The sequence below is a fragment of the Serratia sp. Tan611 genome (assembly GCF_905188235.1).
Classification (GTDB): Bacteria; Pseudomonadota; Gammaproteobacteria; order Enterobacterales; family Enterobacteriaceae; genus Serratia_B; species Serratia_B rhizosphaerae.
The window spans coordinates 4,751,961-4,769,732 of the sequence record NZ_LR994655.1 but is presented as its reverse complement, the minus strand read 5'-3'; the positions used below and the strand labels follow the sequence as shown (position 1 = coordinate 4,769,732).

11 protein-coding genes, 4 tRNA genes and 3 rRNA genes are annotated in these 17,772 nt (G+C 56.3%); 16 read left to right on the top strand and 2 right to left on the bottom strand.

What is annotated here, in order from left to right; translation table 11 throughout:
• Nucleotides 1-323 precede the first annotated feature (323 nt).
• From TAN611_RS22525 to TAN611_RS22495, 7 genes are all read left to right on the top strand, one after another.
• Nucleotides 324-1,865: ribosomal RNA gene (locus TAN611_RS22525) — 16S ribosomal RNA — on the top strand.
• Between the two features lie 74 nt (nt 1,866-1,939).
• Nucleotides 1,940-2,016 (top strand) — tRNA-Ile (locus tag TAN611_RS22520).
• Nucleotides 2,017-2,146: 130 nt separating this feature from the next.
• Nucleotides 2,147-2,222 (top strand) — tRNA-Ala (locus tag TAN611_RS22515).
• 207 nt (nt 2,223-2,429) lie between these two features.
• Nucleotides 2,430-5,337 (top strand): 23S ribosomal RNA (locus TAN611_RS22510).
• Nucleotides 5,338-5,443: 106 nt separating this feature from the next.
• Nucleotides 5,444-5,559 (top strand): 5S ribosomal RNA (gene rrf / locus TAN611_RS22505).
• The 16S, 23S and 5S rRNA genes sit together here with 4 tRNA genes alongside, the layout of an rRNA operon.
• Nucleotides 5,560-5,650: 91 nt before the next feature.
• Nucleotides 5,651-5,727 (top strand) — tRNA-Asp (locus TAN611_RS22500).
• A 51-nt stretch (nt 5,728-5,778) separates the two neighbouring features.
• Nucleotides 5,779-5,854: transfer RNA gene (locus TAN611_RS22495), tRNA-Trp, on the top strand.
• Between the two features lie 199 nt (nt 5,855-6,053).
• Here the strand turns inward: TAN611_RS22495 and hdfR are convergent.
• Entirely contained in the window at nt 6,054-6,881 is an 828-nt protein-coding gene (gene hdfR, locus TAN611_RS22490) for an HTH-type transcriptional regulator HdfR (protein WP_105233029.1), read from the bottom strand.
• A 120-nt stretch (nt 6,882-7,001) separates the two neighbouring features.
• On the opposite strand from hdfR, the gene TAN611_RS22485 reads away from it, so the two are divergent.
• The gene (locus TAN611_RS22485) at nt 7,002-7,340 is read left to right on the top strand and encodes a DUF413 domain-containing protein (RefSeq protein WP_105233028.1); all 339 of its coding nucleotides are present in this window, start codon (nt 7,002-7,004) and stop codon (nt 7,338-7,340) included.
• 27 nt (nt 7,341-7,367) lie between these two features.
• On the opposite strand, the gene TAN611_RS22480 is transcribed toward TAN611_RS22485, so the two are convergent.
• A complete protein-coding gene (locus tag TAN611_RS22480) occupies nt 7,368-8,888 on the bottom strand; it encodes a YifB family Mg chelatase-like AAA ATPase (protein WP_187043909.1) in 1,521 nt (506 codons plus the stop codon).
• Nucleotides 8,889-9,220: 332 nt separating this feature from the next.
• Between TAN611_RS22480 and TAN611_RS22475 the strand changes: the two genes are divergently transcribed.
• The 8 genes from TAN611_RS22475 (at nt 9,221) to TAN611_RS22440 (ending at nt 17,767) form a co-directional block, all read left to right on the top strand.
• Nucleotides 9,221-10,453: an MFS transporter gene (locus TAN611_RS22475; protein WP_203067023.1), complete on the top strand. Its 1,233-nt coding sequence runs from the start codon at nt 9,221-9,223 to the stop codon at nt 10,451-10,453.
• A 133-nt stretch (nt 10,454-10,586) separates the two neighbouring features.
• Nucleotides 10,587-10,685, top strand: a complete 99-nt coding sequence (gene ilvL / locus TAN611_RS22470) for an ilv operon leader peptide (RefSeq protein WP_015962288.1) — start codon at nt 10,587-10,589, stop codon at nt 10,683-10,685.
• Between the two features lie 142 nt (nt 10,686-10,827).
• Nucleotides 10,828-12,474, top strand: a complete 1,647-nt coding sequence (gene ilvG / locus TAN611_RS22465) for an acetolactate synthase 2 catalytic subunit (RefSeq protein WP_160029515.1) — start codon at nt 10,828-10,830, stop codon at nt 12,472-12,474.
• Nucleotides 12,471-12,734 (top strand): acetolactate synthase 2 small subunit, encoded by a 264-nt coding sequence (ilvM, locus tag TAN611_RS22460; protein ID WP_105233024.1) that lies wholly within the window; start codon nt 12,471-12,473, stop codon nt 12,732-12,734. Before ilvG ends, ilvM begins: the two co-directional genes overlap by 4 nt.
• A 20-nt stretch (nt 12,735-12,754) precedes the next feature.
• Nucleotides 12,755-13,681, top strand: coding sequence for a branched-chain amino acid transaminase (locus TAN611_RS22455; RefSeq protein WP_105233023.1), 927 nt, complete (start codon nt 12,755-12,757; stop codon nt 13,679-13,681).
• Between the two features lie 114 nt (nt 13,682-13,795).
• Nucleotides 13,796-15,646, top strand: a complete 1,851-nt coding sequence (ilvD, locus tag TAN611_RS22450) for a dihydroxy-acid dehydratase (protein WP_105233022.1) — start codon at nt 13,796-13,798, stop codon at nt 15,644-15,646.
• 5 nt (nt 15,647-15,651) lie between these two features.
• Nucleotides 15,652-17,196: a threonine ammonia-lyase, biosynthetic gene (gene ilvA / locus TAN611_RS22445; RefSeq protein WP_111737942.1), complete on the top strand. Its 1,545-nt coding sequence runs from the start codon at nt 15,652-15,654 to the stop codon at nt 17,194-17,196.
• Nucleotides 17,150-17,767, top strand: coding sequence for a hypothetical protein (locus TAN611_RS22440; protein ID WP_238404487.1), 618 nt, complete (start codon nt 17,150-17,152; stop codon nt 17,765-17,767). Before ilvA ends, TAN611_RS22440 begins: the two co-directional genes overlap by 47 nt.
• Nucleotides 17,768-17,772 lie beyond the last annotated feature (5 nt).

The window sequence follows — 17,772 nt, the reverse complement described above, 5'->3', positions numbered from 1 at the left end:
TTGCGGCGTTCTGAGAACTCCCTATAATGCGCCTCCACTGACCGGGAACAACGACTGACAAGCCGCCGGGTCAGCGAGAAGAAAGCGAAATAAACGCTTGACTCTCCGGGCGAAAAGCGTAGTATACGCAGCCCGCGCCGATGAGAATTATCTCCGGCGATGCTCTTTAACAATTTATCAGACAATCTGTGTGGGCACTCACAAGACGATATCCAGCATCTTCGGATGCAAAAAAATATCAAGTCTTGAAGAGTGACTAACTGAAGTAAAATTCATGCAGTAAATCTTTGAGCAATAGCTATTAACTTAGCGAATCAAGCTTTTAATTGAAGAGTTTGATCATGGCTCAGATTGAACGCTGGCGGCAGGCCTAACACATGCAAGTCGAGCGGCAGCGGAAAGTAGCTTGCTACTTTGCCGGCGAGCGGCGGACGGGTGAGTAATGTCTGGGAAACTGCCCGATGGAGGGGGATAACCACTGGAAACGGTGGCTAATACCGCATAACGTCTTCGGACCAAAGTGGGGGACCTTCGGGCCTCACACCATCGGATGTGCCCAGATGGGATTAGCTAGTAGGTGGGGTAATGGCTCACCTAGGCGACGATCCCTAGCTGGTCTGAGAGGATGACCAGCCACACTGGAACTGAGACACGGTCCAGACTCCTACGGGAGGCAGCAGTGGGGAATATTGCACAATGGGCGCAAGCCTGATGCAGCCATGCCGCGTGTGTGAAGAAGGCCTTCGGGTTGTAAAGCACTTTCAGCGAGGAGGAAGGGTAGTGTCTTAATACGGCATTACATTGACGTTACTCGCAGAAGAAGCACCGGCTAACTCCGTGCCAGCAGCCGCGGTAATACGGAGGGTGCAAGCGTTAATCGGAATTACTGGGCGTAAAGCGCACGCAGGCGGTTTGTTAAGTCAGATGTGAAATCCCCGAGCTTAACTTGGGAACTGCATTTGAAACTGGCAGACTAGAGTCTCGTAGAGGGGGGTAGAATTCCAGGTGTAGCGGTGAAATGCGTAGAGATCTGGAGGAATACCGGTGGCGAAGGCGGCCCCCTGGACGAAGACTGACGCTCAGGTGCGAAAGCGTGGGGAGCAAACAGGATTAGATACCCTGGTAGTCCACGCCGTAAACGATGTCGATTTGGAGGTTGTGCCCTTGAGGCGTGGCTTCCGGAGCTAACGCGTTAAATCGACCGCCTGGGGAGTACGGCCGCAAGGTTAAAACTCAAATGAATTGACGGGGGCCCGCACAAGCGGTGGAGCATGTGGTTTAATTCGATGCAACGCGAAGAACCTTACCTACTCTTGACATCCAGAGAACTTTCCAGAGATGGATTGGTGCCTTCGGGAACTCTGAGACAGGTGCTGCATGGCTGTCGTCAGCTCGTGTTGTGAAATGTTGGGTTAAGTCCCGCAACGAGCGCAACCCTTATCCTTTGTTGCCAGCGGTTCGGCCGGGAACTCAAAGGAGACTGCCAGTGATAAACTGGAGGAAGGTGGGGATGACGTCAAGTCATCATGGCCCTTACGAGTAGGGCTACACACGTGCTACAATGGCGTATACAAAGAGAAGCGAACCTGCGAAGGCAAGCGGACCTCATAAAGTACGTCGTAGTCCGGATTGGAGTCTGCAACTCGACTCCATGAAGTCGGAATCGCTAGTAATCGTAGATCAGAATGCTACGGTGAATACGTTCCCGGGCCTTGTACACACCGCCCGTCACACCATGGGAGTGGGTTGCAAAAGAAGTAGGTAGCTTAACCTTCGGGAGGGCGCTTACCACTTTGTGATTCATGACTGGGGTGAAGTCGTAACAAGGTAACCGTAGGGGAACCTGCGGTTGGATCACCTCCTTACCTAAAGATATCCTGACTGTGCAGTGTCCACACAGATTGTCTGATGAAAAAGTAACGAGCAGAAATACCTTTATAGGCTTGTAGCTCAGGTGGTTAGAGCGCACCCCTGATAAGGGTGAGGTCGGTGGTTCAAGTCCACTCAGGCCTACCAAATTCTTCCTTATGCTGCGTTATGCTCTCGGTACGTTTACCAAAGTAAACTTCCCGGTCGCATGCCTTGCCTAAGAAAGAATTAACTCTTTACGAGTTGGTAATAACAAAGGTATTGCACGCGATTATATGGGGCTATAGCTCAGCTGGGAGAGCGCCTGCCTTGCACGCAGGAGGTCAGCGGTTCGATCCCGCTTAGCTCCACCATATAAGTCCGAAAATCAATACTTCAGAGTATATTGGCAACAGTATGCTGCGAAGTATTTTGCTCTTTAACAATCTGGAACAAGCTGAAAATTGAAACATGGCAGCTGAAACTTGTCCCCCGTAGACGTTTGGGATGAGGAGTAACCTGTCATAGAGTCTCTCAAATGTAGCAACGCGACGATGTCGGAAGACACCTTCGGGTTGTGAGGTTAAGTGACTAAGCGTACACGGTGGATGCCTAGGCAGTCAGAGGCGATGAAGGGCGTGCTAATCTGCGAAAAGCGTCGGTAAGGTGATATGAACCGTTATAACCGACGATACCCGAATGGGGAAACCCAGTGTGTTTCGACACATTATCATGTCATGAATACATAGTGGCATGAGGCGAACCGGGGGAACTGAAACATCTAAGTACCCCGAGGAAAAGAAATCAACCGAGATTCCCCCAGTAGCGGCGAGCGAACGGGGAAGAGCCCAGAACCTGAATCGGCTTGTGTGTCAGTGGAAGCGTCTGGAAAGTCGCACAGTAAAGGGTGATAGTCCCGTACACGAAGATGCACAGGTCGTGAGTTCGATGAGTAGGGCGGGACACGTGTTATCCTGTCTGAATATGGGGGGACCATCCTCCAAGGCTAAATACTCCTGACTGACCGATAGTGAACCAGTACCGTGAGGGAAAGGCGAAAAGAACCCCGGCGAGGGGAGTGAAATAGAACCTGAAACCGTGTACGTACAAGCAGTGGGAGCACCTTCGTGGTGTGACTGCGTACCTTTTGTATAATGGGTCAGCGACTTATATTTTGTAGCAAGGTTAACCGAATAGGGGAGCCGTAGGGAAACCGAGTCTTAACTGGGCGTCTAGTTGCAAGGTATAGACCCGAAACCCGGTGATCTAGCCATGGGCAGGTTGAAGGTTGGGTAACACTAACTGGAGGACCGAACCGACTAATGTTGAAAAATTAGCGGATGACTTGTGGCTGGGGGTGAAAGGCCAATCAAACCGGGAGATAGCTGGTTCTCCCCGAAAGCTATTTAGGTAGCGCCTCGTGAACTCATCTTCGGGGGTAGAGCACTGTTTCGGCTAGGGGGCCATCCCGGCTTACCAAACCGATGCAAACTCCGAATACCGAAGAATGTTATCACGGGAGACACACGGCGGGTGCTAACGTCCGTCGTGAAGAGGGAAACAACCCAGACCGCCAGCTAAGGTCCCAAAGTCATGGTTAAGTGGGAAACGATGTGGGAAGGCACAGACAGCCAGGATGTTGGCTTAGAAGCAGCCATCATTTAAAGAAAGCGTAATAGCTCACTGGTCGAGTCGGCCTGCGCGGAAGATGTAACGGGGCTAAACCATGCACCGAAGCTGCGGCAGCGACACTTAGGTGTTGTTGGGTAGGGGAGCGTTCTGTAAGCCGTTGAAGGTGTGCTGCGAGGCATGCTGGAGGTATCAGAAGTGCGAATGCTGACATAAGTAACGATAATGCGGGTGAAAAACCCGCACGCCGGAAGACCAAGGGTTCCTGTCCAACGTTAATCGGGGCAGGGTGAGTCGACCCCTAAGGCGAGGCTGAAAAGCGTAGTCGATGGGAAACAGGTTAATATTCCTGTACTTGGTGTTACTGCGAAGGGGGGACGGAGAAGGCTAGGCTAGCCGAGCGACGGTTGTCTCGGTTTAAGCGTGTAGGGGGAGTGACCTGGTAAATCCGGTTACTTGTTAACCCTGAGGCGTGATGACGATGCACTACGGTGCAGAAGTAGTTGATGCCAAGCTTCCAGGAAAAGCCTCTAAGCTCCAGGTAACACGAAATCGTACCCCAAACCGACACAGGTGGTCAGGTAGAGAATACCCAGGCGCTTGAGAGAACTCGGGTGAAGGAACTAGGCAAAATGGTGCCGTAACTTCGGGAGAAGGCACGCTGGCGCGTAGGTGAAGTCCCTCGCGGATGGAGCTGAAGCCAGTCGCAGATACCAGCTGGCTGCAACTGTTTAATAAAAACACAGCACTGTGCAAACACGAAAGTGGACGTATACGGTGTGACGCCTGCCCGGTGCCGGAAGGTTAATTGATGGGGTTATGGGTAACCAGAAGCTCTTGATCGAAGCCCCGGTAAACGGCGGCCGTAACTATAACGGTCCTAAGGTAGCGAAATTCCTTGTCGGGTAAGTTCCGACCTGCACGAATGGCGTAATGATGGCCAGGCTGTCTCCACCCGAGACTCAGTGAAATTGAACTCGCTGTGAAGATGCAGTGTACCCGCGGCAAGACGGAAAGACCCCGTGAACCTTTACTATAGCTTGACACTGAACATTGAGCCTTGATGTGTAGGATAGGTGGGAGGCTTTGAAGTGTGGACGCCAGTCTGCATGGAGCCAACCTTGAAATACCACCCTTTAATGTTTGATGTTCTAACTCGGCCCCCTAATCGGGGGTGAGGACAGTGTCTGGTGGGTAGTTTGACTGGGGCGGTCTCCTCCCAAAGAGTAACGGAGGAGCACGAAGGTTAGCTAATCACGGTCGGACATCGTGAGGTTAGTGCAAAGGCATAAGCTAGCTTGACTGCGAGAGTGACGGCTCGAGCAGGTGCGAAAGCAGGTCTTAGTGATCCGGTGGTTCTGAATGGAAGGGCCATCGCTCAACGGATAAAAGGTACTCCGGGGATAACAGGCTGATACCGCCCAAGAGTTCATATCGACGGCGGTGTTTGGCACCTCGATGTCGGCTCATCACATCCTGGGGCTGAAGTAGGTCCCAAGGGTATGGCTGTTCGCCATTTAAAGTGGTACGCGAGCTGGGTTTAGAACGTCGTGAGACAGTTCGGTCCCTATCTGCCGTGGGCGTTGGAAGATTGAGAGGGGTTGCTCCTAGTACGAGAGGACCGGAGTGAACGCACCACTGGTGTTCGGGTTGTCATGCCAATGGCATTGCCCGGTAGCTAAGTGCGGAAAAGATAAGCGCTGAAAGCATCTAAGCGCGAAACTTGCCTCAAGATGAGTCTTCCCTGGGCCTTTAAGGCCCCTGAAGGAACGTTTAAGACTAAGACGTTGATAGGCTGGGTGTGTAAGTGCAGCGATGCATTGAGCTAACCAGTACTAATGAACCGTGAGGCTTAACCTTACAACACCGAAGGTGTTTTAGAGACGCGATTTGATTTTCAGTGAAGTTCCGAGATTGGATTGACTGGCGACGTGGACGCGTTGCGGGTTGATTAAAACAGAATTTGCCTGGCGGCAATAGCGCGGTGGTCCCACCTGACCCCATGCCGAACTCAGAAGTGAAACGCCGTAGCGCCGATGGTAGTGTGGGGTCTCCCCATGCGAGAGTAGGACACTGCCAGGCATCAAATAAACGTTATCAGCGTGACGCCTGATAATTGCAAGGCTCAGAAGAAGCCTTGCTGCTTTGAAAAAAGCAACGTAACAGAATCGGTGGAGCGGTAGTTCAGTTGGTTAGAATACCTGCCTGTCACGCAGGGGGTCGCGGGTTCGAGCCCCGTCCGTTCCGCCACTTATTTAGATTATGCCTGCTGACAAGCGGGCATAATGGTAAGCACGATTTAGGGGCGTAGCTCAGTTGGTAGAGCACCGGTCTCCAAAACCGGGTGTCGCGAGTTCGAGTCTCTCCGCCCCTGCCATATTAAAAACCCTTTGCGCAAGCGAAGGGTTTTTTGCTTTTTACTCCCGCCATTTTTCCTTCACGTTAACTCTTTTTGCGATGATGATGCGCCTATAAATTGGCGAGTGGCTTTATTGCCGCTTAAAAGGCCATAGAGGCCTTTTTGATTGATGCAGACTCTACCCCTACCATTGAAAAATTAAAACGGCTGTGGCGCCTCATGCTGCGGTATTTAAAGGTATTTTTAGTAGTTGACGGATAAGCGGCTGCTGATCGCTATTTTGCAGCCAAACGGCATATAGCGGGCGCGTAATACTTGGCGCTTCTGCGTTGGCGATCAAGTTCGGATACTCCTTTTCCCATTGGCTTGGCAAAAAGGCGCAGCCGCCGGTGGTTTCCAGCAGCTGGCGCGTCAGATGCGCAGATGTGGTAGTCAGAACCGGTACGGTCTCCGCGTCCAACATTCGGCTTTCCTGCTGATGGAAATCTGCACCCCATTCCAGTTTGATATAGGGCATTGGCGCCTGTCGATCGCGTAGCGATGAGGAAAAGAGTCGTAACGAAAAGTTGCCCAGTAGCTGGCTGGTTAATTCATCCATTTTGGGCGGCTCGGTGGTAATCAGTAAATCGAGCTGTCTTTCGTGCAGCTGTTTTACCAACGAATGCCGTAATGCGATGCGTGCTTCCAGCTGTAATGTCTCACGCTGTTGGTAAAGCGACTGCAGCCACGGAGTCAGATAGGCTTCCCATAATGATGCGCTAGCGCCGATCGACAGTTCGCTATGCTGAGGCGACCGTACAACTTCTTTTTTGGCCAGCTGCCAGGTGTTCATCAGGCTTTCTGCGTAGGGCAGCAGACGTTCTCCGGCCGGCGTCAGACGAATATTATTGCGGTGGCGGGTGAATAAATTCGCACCTAATTGATTTTCCAACTGACGAATACGAAAGCTGACTGCCGACTGCGTTAAATACAGAGATTCTGCGGCTCGGCCAAAGTGACGCGTTCTACTGACCTCCAAAAAGGTTTTCAGTAATTCGGTATCCACGCCTTTCTCCAAAATTTTTTTGTCGTTAAGATTTAAATGTTTTGTTTTACACGCTGTCAAGCCTATCTAATACTCCGCGCCATAAACAGCACGGCCATAAGAGAATTAGGAGCGTGTCAGATGGCGGATAGTTTCACCACGACTAATCGTTTTTTTGATAATAAACACTACCCTCGCGGGTTCTCCCGTCACGGCGATTTCACCATTAAAGAAGCGCAATTGCTAGAGCGTTTCGGCTATGCGTTCAATGAGTTGGATGCAGGGAAACGCCAGCCAGCCACTGAAGAAGAACAGCTGTTCGTCGCAGTGTGCCGCGGTGAACGTGAGCCGGTTACCGAGCAGGAAAAAGTATGGACCAAGTATCTGGCACGCACGCGTCGCCCGAAAAAATTCCATACTCTGTCCGGCGGTAAGCCACAGGCTGATGCGGTGGAAGATTACACCGACAGCGATGATTAAAAAGAATGGGGCTTCGGCCCCATTTTTTTATTCCAGGCTGCGATGTAGCTGGATCAGCAGACGCTCCATCCTCCGGTAGCCTAACGCTTCGCTGAGATGGTGACGGGCGATCTGTTTTTCTCCCGCTAAATCGGCCAGCGTGCGTGCGACCTTCAGAATGCGGTGCCAGGCACGCACGGATAGCCCCAGCTTAAGCAGCGTCGTTTCCAGGTAGTGCGCGTCTGCATCACTCAGTGAGCAATCGCGATCCACCTCGGGCTTATCGAGAATGGCGTTAATCTTGCCGGCACGCTGTAATTGCCGCTCCCGCGCTGCCATGACCCGCTGGCGCACCTGCTGGCTGCTTTCCCCTATCTGTTGTTGTTTACTCAGCGTGCCGGGTGGCAGTAAGGGGACTTCGATCGATAAGTCGAACCGGTCGAGGAACGGCCCGGAAAGTCGCCCCAGGTAGCGTAGTATCTGCTGCGGCGGGGTACGGTTATGCATGCCCTGATAGTGGCCTGTCGGGCTGGGATTCATGGCGGCTATCAGCTGAATTCGCGCCGGAAAGCAGACTTTGGCGCTGGCGCGCGAGATGACAATTTCTCCCGACTCCAAAGGTTCGCGCAGGGCGTCCAGCGTGCGCCGTTCAAACTCTGGCAGCTCGTCAAGGAACAGCACGCCGTTGTGCGCCATGGATATTTCCCCTGGGCGCGGCAGAGAACCGCCGCCGACCAGCGCAGCCATGGATGCGCTGTGATGCGGTGCCCTGAATGGCCGCTGGCGCCACGGCAGCTTGCCGGCAGACTGATGCTGCAGACTGGCCACCGCAACGCTCTCCAGCGCTTCCTGGTCGGTTAACGGCGGTAATAACCCCGGCAGGCGGCTTGCCAGCATGGTTTTGCCGGTGCCTGGCGGGCCGAGCAGCAGCAGGTTATGCCCGCCGGCGGCGGCGATCTCCAGCGCCCGCTTGGCCTGTTCCTGGCCAATAATATCCTGCAGGTCGCCCTGGCAGGCGTTGAACAGAGCGGCAGGAGGCTCGGCAAGCGCCAGCTCGCCTTGGCCCTGCAGAAAGGCGCAGACGGCTAGCAGGTGTGCCGCAACGCGTGTTCCCTCATCCGGTAGCAGGCCAACTTCGCCCTCGTTTTCCTCGGGCAATATAAGCCCTCTGCCGTCTTGCTGCGCAGCAATCGCCGCAGGAATGGCGCCGCTGACGGCGCGCAGTGCGCCAGACAGCGCCAACTCGCCGAGAAATTCGTGTTTTGCCAACCGATCGGTTGGGATCTGTTCTGAAGCGGCAAGGATCGCCAGGGCGATTGGCAGATCGTAGCGCCCGCCTTCCTTGGGCAAGTCCGCCGGCGCCAGATTGACGGTAATGCGTTTTGCAGGAAAGGTAAAACCGTTGTTGAGCAACGCGCTGCGTACCCGATCTCTTGCTTCCTTGACCGTGGTTTCCGGCAGGCCGACCAACGTTAATCCGGGCAATCCGTTGCTGATATGAACTTCAACCGTCACCGACGGTGCCTGAACGCCCAGCGTAGCCCGAGTAAAAATAACCGCCAATGACATAGAGCCTCCTTACTCAGGCTGGCAGCATGCGCTTCCCTGGCCGCGAATGCAGGGCATGATTGGTGAAATTGCGTCGTTAATTCAGATTAATGTTAATTATTTCATTGAGATACATGGTTTTTGCGAGTTGTGCGGCAATACTGGTTAACAATTCCATGAATGATGCAACAAATTAGCAGGCTAACCAAGTTGCAACCAGAGAGTTAATGGGTGTATTTAACAATTGATTAAAATAAAAAACACTTAATCAACACAATCCCCGACCGTCACCCGCTCCGCGGCGACTGCCGTTGAATCCCATTCACTTTGTACTCTATGGTAGGAATAACGTTATGTTTGGTTGGACGTCGTTGCAACGCAATGCAGCCATCGCCAGCTTTGCCAGCTGGACGCTAGATGCTTTTGATTTCTTTGTTCTGGTTTTTCTGCTCAGCGATATTGCCGAGGCTTTCCACGTCGGTATGGAAGAGGTCACGCTGGCGATTCTGCTGACGCTGGCCGTACGGCCGATCGGTGCGCTGCTGTTTGGCCGAGCGGCGGAAAAATATGGGCGCAAGCCAATCCTGATGCTGAACATTGTGTTCTTCTCCGTGTTTGAGCTGCTGTCTGCCGCCGCGCCTTCGCTGACCATCTTCCTGCTGCTGCGCGTGCTGTACGGCGTTGCCATGGGCGGCATCTGGGGCGTTGCCTCCTCGCTGGCGATGGAAAGCATTCCTGACCGTTCACGCGGCCTGATGTCCGGTATTTTTCAGGCGGGTTACCCGTTCGGTTATTTGCTGGCGGCGGTGGTGTACGGCACGTTGTTCGAGCTGCTGGGCTGGCGCGGTATGTTTGTGATCGGCGCGGCGCCGATCTTGCTGCTGCCGTTTATTTACTATTGCGTGCAGGAGTCGCCGGTGTGGCTGGCAGCGCGTCAGCGCAAAGAAAGCACCGCGCTGCTGCCGGTGCTGAAGCAGCATTGGAAACTGTGTATTTATCTGGTCGCGCTGATGGCGGCGTTTAATTTCTTCTCTCACGGCACGCAGGATATGTACCCGGCGTTCTTGAAAGTTCAGCACGGTTTCGATCCACAAACCGTCAGTATCATCGCGATTAGCTACAATATCGCCTCAATTATCGGCGGCGTATTTTTTGGCGTGCTGTCGGAAAAGATCGGCCGTAAAAAAGCCATTGTCATCGCTGCATTGCTGGCATTGCCGGTGATCCCGCTGTGGGCGTTTGCCAGCGGTTCGCTGATGTTAGGAGTCGGCGCGTTTCTGATGCAGTTTATGGTGCAGGGCGCCTGGGGCGTGGTGCCGACTTACCTGAATGAGCTGGTGCCTGCCAACACGCGTGCGGTACTGCCGGGGTTTGTTTATCAACTGGGTAATTTGATTGCCTCGGTGAATGCGACGCTGCAGGCGAGCATCGCGGAAAGCCATGGCCATAACTACGGTTTAGCGATGGCGATCATCGCCGGTACGGTGGCCATCGTGATTACTCTGCTGGTGATGTTTGGTAAAGACACGCGCGGCAAAGCGCTGTCCGGCGCGGCCAAATCGCCGGCTGTACATGTTAACGTTTGAAAATACAGCACTTTGTTCGAGGTATGACCAGATTGCGTAGAATAATAACGCAAAAAAAGTATTGTCATATCGAGTATGACTATGGTAACTCTGTAGACATTAGTTCGAAACGAGCACAGTGAACATACCTATTATGAAAGCGTTTGCCCAAGTGATTAGCCTAGTCGTGATTAGCGTGGTGGTGATTATTATCCCACCGTGCGGGGCTGCACTTGGACGAAGAATGGCTTAAAAAACAAGCCGGAATCGCAAGAGAACCCCCGCACCGTCAGGTCCGGGGGTTTTTTATTGGCAAGAGAAAAGTGAAGTGAGGGGCAGAGAGTGAACAACAGAACAAAATCCTGCAATTCTCGAAGTAAGGCGGGGAAATAACTATGAATGGTGCTCAGTGGGTGGTTCAAGCGTTGCGCGCACAGGGGGTTGATACTGTATTCGGCTATCCGGGCGGCGCAATCATGCCGGTGTACGATGCGTTGTATGACGGCGGGGTGGAACACCTGCTGTGCCGTCATGAACAAGGGGCGGCGATGGCGGCGATCGGCTATGCGCGCGCCACCGGTAAAACTGGCGTCTGCATCGCCACCTCCGGCCCCGGCGCCACCAACCTGATCACCGGCCTGGCGGATGCGTTGCTGGATTCCGTGCCCGTGGTGGCTATCACCGGGCAGGTCGGTTCTGCGTTGATCGGTACCGATGCCTTTCAGGAGATCGATGTTTTGGGCCTGTCGCTGGCCTGCACCAAGCACAGCTTCCTGGTGGAATCGCTGGATGCGCTGCCGGGCATCATGGCCGAGGCGTTTGCCATCGCCGCCAGCGGCCGTCCCGGCCCGGTGCTGATTGATATCCCGAAAGACATCCAACTGGCGCAGGCGGATTTACCGCCGCACCTGATGCCGGTCAACGACGAATTCGACCTGCCGATGGATGGCATCGAACAGGCCAGCGCCCTGTTGGCGCAGGCGCAAAAGCCGGTGCTGTACGTCGGCGGCGGCGTCGGTATGGCGCAGGCGGTGCCGGCGCTGCGCGCATTTATCGCCGCCACCCAGATGCCGACGGTCGCCACCCTGAAAGGGCTGGGCGCGCCGGACGCCGCACACCCGTATTATCTCGGCATGCTGGGCATGCACGGCACCAAGGCGGCGAACCTGGCGGTGCAGGAGTGTGATTTGCTGATTGCGGTCGGGGCACGTTTTGACGATCGCGTGACCGGCAAGCTGAACGCCTTTGCGCCGCACGCCAACGTTATCCATATGGATATCGACCCCGTTGAGTTGAACAAACTGCGTCAGGCGCACGTTGCGCTGCAGGGCGATCTGAAGGCGCTGCTGCCGGCGCTGCAGCAACCGCTGACGATCGGCGAGTGGCAGCAGCGCGTCGGCGAACTGAAAGCGATGCACGCCTGGCGCTACGATCACCCGGGCCAACCGATTTACGCGCCGTTATTGCTGAAACAGCTGTCGGAGCGCATGCCGGCCGATGCGGTGGTGACCACCGATGTCGGGCAGCACCAGATGTGGAGCGCCCAGCACATGACATTCAACCGGCCGGAAAACTTCATCACCTCCAGCGGGCTGGGCACCATGGGCTTTGGCGTGCCTGCCGCGGTCGGCGCACAGATCGCCCGGCCGGAAGATACGGTGATCTGCGTGTCGGGCGACGGCTCTTTCATGATGAACGTCCAGGAGCTGGGCACTATTAAGCGTAAGCAACTGCCGGTGAAGATCGTTTTGCTGGATAACCAGCGTCTGGGCATGGTGCGCCAGTGGCAGCAGCTGTTTTTTGACGGCCGTTACAGTGAGACCAACCTGTCCGATAACCCCGACTTCCTGACGCTGGCCAGCGCGTTCGGTATCCCCGGCCAGCGCATTACCCGTAAAGACCAGGTGGCGGAGGCGCTCGACGCGCTGTTAAACAGCGACGGGCCGTATCTGCTGCAGGTGGCGATTGATGAACTCGAAAACGTCTGGCCGCTGGTGCCGCCGGGCGCCGGCAACGAAACCATGTTGGAGAAAGTATCATGATGCAGCATCAACTCTCGATCCAGGCCCGTTTTCGCCCTGAAATGTTAGAACGCGTATTGCGTGTCGTGCGTCATCGCGGCTTCCAGGTTTGTGCTATGAATATGGCGTCGGGCCTGAACAGCGACCGGGTCAATATCGAATTGACCGTTGCCAGCCAGCGTTCGGTAGATTTACTGTCATCCCAGTTAAATAAATTGATGGATGTCTCCTGCGTAGAAATCCAGCAACACAACAACACATCACAACAAATACGCGCCTAAGACGCGAGAAGGAAAGAACAATGACGAAGAAAGCCGATTATATCTGGTTCAATGGTGAGATGGTTCCTTGGGCCGAGGCTAAAGTACACGTGATGTCACATGCTTTGCATTACGGCACGTCGGTGTTTGAAGGGGTACGTTGCTATGACTCCCACAAAGGCCCGGTGGTGTTCCGCCACCGCGAGCATATGCAGCGCCTGCATGACTCGGCAAAAATCTACCGCATGCCGGTTTCCCAGAGCGTGGATGAGCTGATGGAAGCCTGCCGCGCCACGCTGCGTAAAAATAATCTGGTCAGCGCCTATATCCGTCCGCTGGTCTTCGTTGGTGATGTCGGGATGGGCGTTAACCCACCGGACGGCTACAAGACAGACGTGATTATCGCGGCGTTTCCTTGGGGCGCGTATCTGGGTGAAGAGGCGCTGGACCAAGGTATCGATGCGATGGTTTCTTCCTGGCAGCGCGTGGCGCCAAATACTATCCCGACTGCGGCCAAAGCGGGCGGCAACTACCTCTCTTCCCTGCTGGTGGGCAGCGAAGCGCGCCGTCACGGTTATCAGGAAGGCATCGCGCTGGATGTGCATGGCTACATCTCGGAAGGTGCCGGTGAAAACCTGTTTGAAGTAAAAGATGGTGTGCTGTTCACGCCGCCGTTCACCTCCTCGGCGCTGCCGGGCATTACCCGCGACGCCATTATCAAACTGGCGAAAGATCTGGGTATTGAGGTGCGTGAGCAGGTGCTGTCGCGTGAATCGCTGTACCTGGCCGACGAAGTGTTTATGTCCGGCACCGCGGCGGAAATTACGCCGGTGCGCAGCGTTGACGGCATTCAGGTCGGCATCGGCAAGTGTGGCCCGGTCACCAAGCAGATTCAGCAGGCGTTCTTCGGCCTGTTTACCGGCGCCACCGAAGACAAATACGGCTGGCTGGATCCGATCAACCCATAACAAACCACGCCAGACAGACAACACCACAGCCCCGCGCTTTGCTGTATCCGGGGAATAAACGGGCGGTTCGTTCGCCGCCCGTATAAAAACAGTATTTATTGGAGTGAAAAGAGCATGCCTAAGTTACGTTCCGCCACCACCACCCACGGCCGCAATATGGCCGGCGCCCGCGCACTGTGGCGCGCAACCGGGATGACCGAGGCCGATTTCGGCAAGCCGATTATCGCGGTGGTCAACTCCTTTACCCAGTTTGTGCCGGGCCACGTGCATCTGCGCGACCTAGGTAAACTGGTTGCCGAACAGATCGAAGCCTCCGGCGGCGTGGCGAAAGAGTTCAATACCATTGCGGTGGACGACGGTATCGCCATGGGGCACGGCGGCATGCTTTACTCCCTGCCTTCGCGCGAGCTGATCGCCGACTCGGTGGAGTATATGGTCAATGCTCACTGCGCCGACGCCATGGTGTGCATCTCCAACTGCGACAAAATCACGCCGGGCATGATGATGGCGGCATTGCGCCTCAATATTCCGGTGATCTTCGTCTCCGGCGGGCCGATGGAGGCCGGTAAAACCAAACTGTCCGACCAGATTATCAAACTGGATCTGGTGGACGCGATGATTCAGGGGGCGAACCCCAACGTCAGCGACGCCGAGAGCGAGCAGATTGAACGCTCCGCCTGCCCGACCTGCGGCTCCTGCTCCGGCATGTTCACCGCCAACTCGATGAACTGTCTGACCGAAGCGCTGGGGCTGTCGCAGCCGGGCAACGGCTCATTGCTGGCGACGCACGCCGATCGCAAGCAGCTGTTCCTTAATGCGGGCAAACGCATCGTCGAGCTGACCAAGCGTTACTATCAGCAGGATGACGAAAGCGCGCTGCCGCGCAATATCGCCAATAAGGCGGCGTTTGAGAACGCCATGACGCTGGATATCGCCATGGGCGGCTCGACCAATACCGTCCTGCACCTGCTGGCGGCGGCGCAGGAAGGTGAGGTGGACTTCACCATGGAGGACATCGATCGCCTGTCGCGCAAGGTGCCGCACCTGTGCAAGGTGGCGCCGAGCACGCAGAAATACCATATGGAAGACGTACACCGTGCCGGCGGGGTGATCGGCATCCTCGGCGAGCTGGATCGCGCCGGTTTGCTGAACCGCGACGTCAGCAACGTCCTGGGGCTGACGCTGCCGCAAACGCTGGAAGCCTATGATGTGATGCTGACCCAGGATGAAGACGTGAAGAACATGTACGCCGCCGGGCCGGCGGGGATTCGCACCACGCAGGCATTCTCGCAGGATTGCCGTTGGGACTCGCTGGACACCGATCGCCAGGAGGGCTGTATCCGCACCCGTGAGCATGCCTACAGTCAGGACGGCGGGCTGGCGGTGCTGTACGGCAACCTGGCGGAAGACGGCTGTATCGTTAAAACCGCCGGCGTCGACAAGGAAATTCTGGTATTCAGCGGCCCGGCCAAAGTGTATGAGAGCCAGGAGGACGCGGTGGAGGCAATCCTCGGCGGCAAAGTCGAGGCCGGCGACGTGGTGGTCATCCGCTACGAAGGGCCGAAAGGCGGGCCGGGCATGCAGGAAATGCTCTATCCGACCACCTACCTGAAATCGATGGGGCTGGGCAAGGCCTGCGCGCTGATTACCGACGGGCGCTTCTCCGGCGGCACCTCCGGTTTATCCATCGGTCACGCCTCGCCGGAGGCGGCCAACGGCGGCCTGATCGCGCTGGTGCAGGATGGCGATACGATCGCCATTGATATCCCGAACCGCGGCATCAAACTGGACGTGGCAGACAGCGAACTGGCGGCGCGGCGCGAAGCCGAACTGGCGCGCGGCGATGCGGCCTGGACGCCGAAGTCCCGTGAACGTCAGGTGTCTTATGCGCTGCGTGCCTACGCAACGCTGGCCACCAGCGCCGACAAAGGCGCAGTACGCGATAAGAGCAAGCTGGGAGGCTAAGCGGCATGGCGGTATCACAACCCCTATCAGAGGCCCCCTGCGGGGCGGAATATTTGCGGGCGGTGCTTCGCTCGCCGGTTTACGAGGTGGCGCAGGTCACCCCGTTGCAAACCATGGAGAAACTCTCCTCGCGACTGGGCAACGTAGTGCTGGTCAAGCGTGAGGATCGCCAGCCGGTGCACAGCTTCAAGCTGCGCGGCGCTTACGCGATGATTGCCGGCCTGAACGAAGAGCAGAAGGCGCGCGGTGTGATCACCGCCTCCGCCGGCAACCACGCACAGGGCGTGGCGCTGTCCGGCAGCCGTCTGGGGATTAAAACCCTGATCGTGATGCCGGTCGCCACCGCAGATATCAAGGTGGATGCGGTGCGCGGCTTCGGCGGCGAGGTGTTGCTGCACGGCGCTAATTTTGACGAAGCGAAGGCGAAAGCGGTGGAGTTGTCCCGCCAGCAGGGCATGACCTTTGTGCCGCCGTTCGACCATCCGGCGGTGATCGCCGGTCAGGGCACGCTGGCGATGGAGCTGTTGCAGCAGGACGCGCATCTGGACCGGGTGTTTGTTCCGGTCGGCGGCGGCGGCCTGGCGGCCGGCGTGGCGGTGCTGATCAAACAGCTGATGCCGCAAATCAAGGTGATCGGTGTGGAAGCGGAAGATTCGGCCTGTCTGCGGGCGGCGCTGGATGCCGGTCAGCCGGTGGATTTGGCCCGCGTCGGGCTGTTTGCCGAAGGCGTGGCGGTCAAACGCATCGGCGATGAAACCTTCCGTCTGTGCCGTGAATACCTGGACGACGTGATCACCGTCGACAGCGACGCCATCTGCGCCGCGGTAAAAGACCTGTTTGAGGACGTGCGTGCGATTGCCGAACCGTCGGGCGCGCTGGCGCTGGCGGGGCTGAAAAAATACGTGCAGCAGCACGATATTCAGGGCGAACGGCTGGCGCACGTGCTGTCCGGCGCCAACCTGAATTTCCACGGTCTGCGCTACGTGTCTGAACGCTGTGAGCTGGGCGAACAGCGCGAAGCCTTACTGGCGGTGACGATCCCCGAACAGCAGGGCAGCTTCCTCAAGTTCTGCCAGCTGCTGGGCGGCCGCTCGGTCACCGAGTTCAACTATCGCTATGCCGATGCCGACAACGCCTGCATCTTCGTCGGCGTGCGCTTAACGCGCGGCCATGCGGAACGGCGGGAAATCATCAGCGAACTGACGGCCGGCGGCTATCAGGTGGTGGATCTGTCCGACGATGAAATGGCCAAGCTGCACGTGCGCTATATGGTGGGCGGCCGCCCTTCCAAGCCGCTGCGCGAACGACTGTACAGCTTTGAGTTCCCGGAATCTCCCGGCGCGTTGCTGAAGTTCCTGAATACGCTCGGCACCCACTGGAATATTTCCCTGTTCCATTACCGCAGCCACGGCACCGACTTCGGCCGCGTGTTGGCGGCCTTCGAGCTGGCGCAAAGCGAGCCGGAGTTTGAACAGCATCTGACGGCGCTGGGCTACGACTGCCATGATGAAACGGATAACCCGGCGTTTCGTTTCTTCCTACAGGGCTAGGGCGATCGTTACCCGTCTGATTGCCCAGGGACGCGAGATGGAGCGGCAGATCGCAGCGCGCGATCCTGCCGTGTTTGCCGACATTGAACCTGAACTGGAGCAGCTTTTTCTGACGCCTGGCCAACGGCTAGCCCCGCCGGGCATTGGCAATATCATGGGGATGATGATTGGCCTGACATGCGGCGTAGCGGGCGTGATGGGCATGATGGCTGATGTAGCGTTTGCCTTCACGAACGTGTCGCCGGCGCTGGCGCTGTTGGGCAGCGGCGCCACATTGGCGGTATGGATGTCGTTAATCCTGCTGCAACTGACGCAGGGTAAAAACAGCGGCGTGCTATTGTTGAAATATTATCTGCTGTTGTTGCTGGTTGCGTTGCTGGCTGCGCTGTTTGCCTGGGGGGTTGGTGTCTCCGGTTTCTTCAGCGCGGCGCTGTTGTCGCTGGGCATCGCAGGCGGTTTTATTTTCAGCCATCGAACGATTTTTTATCTGTATGTGGCTTACTTTCGCAGTCGGCGCCGGGTGTTTGTCAAACGGCGTTGGCAGATGGCGGAGATTCGTCGCGGCAGATAGTGCAA

Bases quoted from the DNA above. Each gene is read 5' to 3' on its own strand.
- TAN611_RS22440 (WP_238404487.1), top strand. From the start codon at position 17,150: ATGATGAAACGGATAACCCGGCGTTTCGTTTCTTCCTACAGGGCTAGG.
- TAN611_RS22480 (WP_187043909.1), bottom strand. From the start codon at position 8,888: ATGTCATTGGCGGTTATTTTTACTCGGGCTACGCTGGGCGTTCAGGCA.
- ilvD (WP_105233022.1), top strand. From the start codon at position 13,796: ATGCCTAAGTTACGTTCCGCCACCACCACCCACGGCCGCAATATGGCC.
- ilvA (WP_111737942.1), top strand. From the start codon at position 15,652: ATGGCGGTATCACAACCCCTATCAGAGGCCCCCTGCGGGGCGGAATAT.
- TAN611_RS22455 (WP_105233023.1), top strand. From the start codon at position 12,755: ATGACGAAGAAAGCCGATTATATCTGGTTCAATGGTGAGATGGTTCCT.
- ilvG (WP_160029515.1), top strand. From the start codon at position 10,828: ATGAATGGTGCTCAGTGGGTGGTTCAAGCGTTGCGCGCACAGGGGGTT.
- ilvL (WP_015962288.1), top strand. From the start codon at position 10,587: ATGAAAGCGTTTGCCCAAGTGATTAGCCTAGTCGTGATTAGCGTGGTG.
- ilvM (WP_105233024.1), top strand. From the start codon at position 12,471: ATGATGCAGCATCAACTCTCGATCCAGGCCCGTTTTCGCCCTGAAATG.
- TAN611_RS22475 (WP_203067023.1), top strand. From the start codon at position 9,221: ATGTTTGGTTGGACGTCGTTGCAACGCAATGCAGCCATCGCCAGCTTT.
- TAN611_RS22485 (WP_105233028.1), top strand. From the start codon at position 7,002: ATGGCGGATAGTTTCACCACGACTAATCGTTTTTTTGATAATAAACAC.